Annotated in this window: 2 protein-coding genes; one reads left to right on the top strand and one right to left on the bottom strand. The window is 35.3% G+C overall.

Annotated features, from left to right (window positions below; all coding sequences use genetic code 11):
• Positions 1–117 precede the first annotated feature (117 nt).
• Entirely contained in the window at positions 118–495 is a 378-nt protein-coding gene (locus D7V20_RS19160; RefSeq protein WP_120385399.1) for a hypothetical protein, read from the bottom strand.
• Positions 496–740: 245 nt separating this feature from the next.
• Between D7V20_RS19160 and D7V20_RS19155 the strand changes: the two genes are divergently transcribed.
• Positions 741–1,295, top strand: coding sequence for a cytochrome b (locus D7V20_RS19155; protein ID WP_120385398.1), 555 nt, complete (start codon positions 741–743; stop codon positions 1,293–1,295).
• Positions 1,296–1,320: the final 25 nt, after the last annotated feature.

The raw sequence follows: 1,320 nt of genomic DNA, 5'->3' as shown, positions 1-1,320 counted from the left end.
AAATATACAAAGTTTCGATTTTTATTGTTCAGATTAATATAAAAAATAAATTCAGAAAAGTATAAAAAATCAGTAAAGAAGCTCGGATTACCCCTAGCTTCTTAATTTCACATCGACTTATTTGATTGCTTCAGCAACACATTGATTAATTGTTTTCGTTACAACATTTGAAACAATCGTTGCACGAGCTTGTGGATCTATTGCTGCTGTAGCCAAATCAACTGCTGTAACACTTTGAGGTGCTTTTTCACTTACACAACCACAAATTTGACCTTGAACATTGGTTTTTTGCTCATCTGTCATGACACGGGTTGCTGTTTTCCATGCAGGAAGGCTATTTAATTCAGTTGTACATTTCGCATTGATCGCAACTTTAATTGCAACCATACCCAATTGCTGAGTTGTGTTGCTTGCAGCAGTACCAGTCGATTCTGTCGTTACACACGCTGTTAATGCGAAACTAGTTAATGCAACAAGAGCAGCTAATTTTTTCACAATTATTCCTTTTCTTGGGATGAAGTCGCTGTATTTTGCCTAAACTCTCTCGTAGTTTAAACCTAAATTTTTAGAAATCATGTAATCACCAGCTACTTAAAATAGACTTTGATTCATGATTCTGCATTTTTATGTTTATTCACACTTTGCGTTGCAAATATAAAACAATACGTTGAATTTTTAACGATGATAGGCGTCTAAAAAATCGATATGATATTGCTAATTATATTTAAGGTGCGCATAAAATGCCGCAAAAATCAAAATATTACACCAAAACTGCGCAATGGCTTCATTGGATTATGGCGATTATTTTCATTGCTGCATGGCTGATCGGTTTTTATAGTGGAAACTTTTTAAGTTATGCTGCCGATGGTAGTTTTAAAGGTGATGTGATTACCTTACATAAAAATATAGCCTCCGTAATTATCTTTTTGGTGATTATTCGGATTTTTTGGCGTTATACCCACCCTGCACCTGAATTACCTGACACAATGTCGCCACTGATGAAAACCTTGGCGCATTTAGGACATTTAGGGTTATATTTTATGCTTTTGGCATTGCCTATTTCTGGGTGTTTATTCAGTTGGAGCGCTGGTCACCCTGTACCTGTTCTCTATTTATTTGAAATTCCAAGAATGATTCAAGACAATCCTGATTTAACAGATATTGTCAAACCCGTTCACATCTACCTATCTTGGGCTGCTGGTTTACTTTTAGTTGGGCATATTCTTGCAGCACTTAAGCATCATTTTATTGATAAGGACAATGTGCTTAGAAGTATGACTCGCCAATCGGATTAATAAATCTAAATTTATACATTCGCAT

This window comes from Acinetobacter rongchengensis (assembly GCF_003611475.1).
Taxonomy (GTDB): domain Bacteria; phylum Pseudomonadota; class Gammaproteobacteria; order Pseudomonadales; family Moraxellaceae; genus Acinetobacter; species Acinetobacter rongchengensis.
Note: the sequence above shows the minus strand (reverse complement) of the source record. Positions and strands in the feature narration are given on the sequence as shown.

Coding starts and splice junctions, on each gene's coding strand:
- D7V20_RS19155 (WP_120385398.1), top strand. CDS start 741: ATGCCGCAAAAATCAAAATATTACACCAAAACTGCGCAATGGCTTCAT.